This is a genomic window from Streptomyces sp. NPDC043876 (assembly GCF_056435825.1).
This window is the reverse complement of record NZ_JBWKDV010000055.1, coordinates 1-3,463: the sequence shown is the minus strand read 5'-3', so window position 1 is coordinate 3,463 and position 3,463 is coordinate 1. Positions and strand designations below refer to the sequence as shown.

Annotated in this window: 1 protein-coding gene; it reads left to right on the top strand. The window is 66.5% G+C overall.

Annotated features, from left to right (window positions below; genetic code table 11):
• Positions 1 to 63: 63 nt before the first annotated feature.
• Positions 64 to 3,463, top strand: a 3,400-nt coding sequence (locus tag AC0693_RS38675; RefSeq protein WP_478804618.1) for an AMP-binding protein, incomplete at its 3' end; no start/stop codon positions are given.

Below are 3,463 nucleotides of genomic sequence, written 5' to 3'. Positions count from 1 at the left end.
GTGCGGATGCAGCTCGGCACGGTGCCTGAGACGGCTCCGGGGGTCGGGGTCGATGGTCTGGGTGTGGCGTATGTGATCTATACGTCGGGTTCGACGGGCCGGCCCAAGGGTGTCGCGGTCACGCACGGTGGTCTGGCCAATTATGTGGTCTCGGTCCCGGTGAGGGTCGGGTTCGGTGCGCCGGGCGGGAGGTATGCGCTGTTCCAGGCGCAGGTCACCGACCTGGGCAACACGGTGGTCTTCGCGAGTCTGGTCACGGGCGGCGAGCTCCACATCCTGGCCGAGGACGCGGTCACCGATCCGGGGGCGGTGGCGGAGTATCTGGCGGAGCACGGGATTGAGTTCCTGAAGGTGGTTCCTTCGCATCTGGCGGCGCTGGGTGCCGGCGGTCTGGAGAGGGTGTTGCCGTCGAGGGCGGTGGTGCTGGGTGGTGAGGCCGCGCCTTCGGGTCTGGTGGAGGAGCTGCTGGCGGTTGCTGGTGAGTGTGAGGTGTTCAACCATTACGGTCCGACGGAGACGACGATCGGTGTCGCGACGGCCCGTCTGGCGTGTGCCGGTGTGGTGCCTGTGGGGTCGCCGGTTGCGAACACCCGTTTCTACGTTCTTGATGACCGGCTGGCGCCGGTGGCGCCGGGTGTTGCGGGTGAGTTGTATGTGGCGGGCGTGCAGTTGGCGCGTGGGTATGTGCGCCGTGCGGGTCTGACGGGTGAGCGGTTCGTTGCCTGTCCCTTCGGTGGCCCGGGTGAGCGGATGTACCGGACGGGTGACCGGGCGCGGTGGACTGCTGGGGGTGAGGTGGTGTTCCTGGGTCGTGCGGATGAGCAGGTCAAGGTCCGCGGCTACCGGATCGAGCCTGCGGAGGTGCAGGCGGTGATCGCGGCGAGCCCGCTGGTCGAGCAGGCTGTTGTGGTCGCGCGGGAGGACGTGCCGGGTGATGTGCGTCTGGTGGCTTATGTGGTCGCGGATGACCCGGAGGACACCGAGGGTCTGGCCGCGGCGGTCCGTACGTTCGCCGGGCGGCGGCTGCCGGAGCACATGGTTCCCTCCGCGGTCGTGGTCATGGACGTACTGCCGTTGACGGGTAACGGGAAGCTGGACCGCAAGGCCCTGCCCGCTCCGGATTACGCGTCTGGTTCGGGACGGGGGCCGGCGAATGCCCGCGAGGAGGCTCTGTGCGCGGTATTCGCTGAGGTGTTGGGTCTGCCCGAGGTTGGGGTGGACGACAACTTCTTCGCTCTGGGCGGTCATTCGCTGCTGGCGATCCGGTTGGTGAGCCGGGTCCGGGCTGTGTGTGGTGTGGAGCTGGGGATCCGGGCGGTGTTCGACGCGCCGACGGTGGCGGGGCTGGCGGAACGGCTTGGTGGCGGTGGAGCAGTCCGTGCGGCACTGGCGGTGCGGGAGCGTCCGGGGCGGCTGCCGTTGTCGTATGCGCAGCGCCGGATGTGGTTCATCAGCCAACTCGAAGGAAGGCTGTCCACATACAACATTCCTGCGGTCCTGCACCTGACGGGCCCCGTGGACCGCGCAGCACTCAATGCCGCACTTTTTGACGCGATCGGTCGCCACGAGGCACTGCGCACGGTGTACGCGGTTGCTGATGGTGAGCCGTACCAGCGGGTCCTGGCACCCGAAGACGTGACGTGGGAACTACGCACACGCGATATTTCGGCAGCCGAACTGGATGAGTCGATCGCCGAAGCCCTTGAGTACTGCTTTGACCTCGCCACTGACATCCCGATCCGCGCGACTCTCTTCGAGATCAGTCCGGACGAGCAGGTCCTGGTAGTGATCATCCATCACATCGCGGGTGACGGATGGTCGATGGGGCCGTTGGGCCGGGATGCGTCATTTGCGTATGCGGCACGGCGCGAGGGTCGGCTCCCGGAGTGGGAGCCGCTGCCGGTGCAGTATGCCGACTATGCGCTGTGGCAGCGTGAGCTGCTCGGTGACGAGGGTGATGCGGAGAGTGTGCTCGCGGCCCAGGTCGCTTATTGGCGTGAGGCGTTGGCCGGTGTTCCCGAGGAGTTGGAGCTGCCGTTCGACCGGGCGCGTCCGGCGGTTGCCAGTCACGTGGGTCACCGTCTTCCGCTGGAGGTGCCGGCCGAGGTGCATGCCCGCCTGGTGGAGCTGGCGCGGGCCGAGGGCGTGACGGTGTTCATGGTGCTGCAGGCCGCGTTCGCGGTCCTGCTGTCGCGCCTGGGTTCGGGTACTGATATTCCGATCGGCCTGGCCACGGCGGGGCGTACGGATGTGGCGCTCGACGATCTGGTGGGATTCTTCATCAATACGCTGGTGCTGCGGACGGATCTGTCGGGCGATCCGACGTTCACGCAGGTGTTGTCGCGGGTGCGTGAGGCGAGCCTGTCCGCGTTCGCGCATCAGGATGTGCCGTTCGAGAAGCTGGTCGAGGAACTTTCCCCGGCCCGCTCGATGGCGCGTCATCCGTTGTTCCAGGTGATGCTGACCCTGCAGAACAACGCCGAACCGATGTTGAGCCTTCCAGACGTGCGAACGGAGGAGCTCTCCCAAGGCTCGACGATGGCGAAGTTCGATCTGGAGTTGAGCGTTCTGGAGACGTTCGACGCTCATGGTGCGCCGGCGGGGCTGCGGGGTCTGGTGTTCGCGGCGGCTGATCTGTTCGATGTGGAGTCGGTCGAGCTGTTGGTGGCGCGGTGGGCGCGGGTGCTGGATGCGGTGGGCGGTGACCCGCAGTTGCGTGTGGGTGAGGTTCAGGTTCTGGAGGAGGCCGAGTTGGATCGGCTTCTTGTGGAGTGGCAGGAGCCGGCTGCTGTCTCGGCTGGTGGGGTGTTGACGTTGCCTGAGTTGTTTGAGGCTCAGGTGGCGCGGACTCCTGATGCGGTTGCTGTGGTGTTTGAGGGTGTTGAGGTTTCGTATGCGGAGCTGGATGCGCGTGCGGAGCGGGTGGCCGGTTATTTGGTGGGCCGGGGTGTGGGTGCGGAGTCGGTGGTCGGGGTCGTGATGGACCGCGGCGTTGAGCTGATTGTTGCGCTGTTGGGTGTGTTGAAGGCTGGTGGTGCCTATCTGCCGGTGGATCCGGGGTATCCGGCGGAGCGGATCGCGTTCACTGTCGCGGACGCTGGTGCGTGTGTGGTGGTCACGACCGTGGGGCTTGCGGGTCGGGTGGCGGGTCTGGGTGTGCCGGTGGTGGCCTTGGATGATCCGGCGGTGGTGGATGGGCTTGCGGCTGTGCCGGGGGGTGTGTTCGGGCGTGGGGTGCTGTCGGCTGATCATCCGGCGTATGTGATTTATACGTCGGGTTCGACGGGGCGTCCCAAGGGTGTGGTGGTGACGCATCGGAATGTGGCGGGGCTGTTTGCTCAGACGCGGCCTCTGTTCGGGTTTGGTGTGGGGGATGTGTGGAGCTGGTTCCACTCGTATGCGTTTGATTTCTCGGTGTGGGAGTTGTGGGGCGCGCTGTTGCATGGCGGGCGGGTGGCGGTGG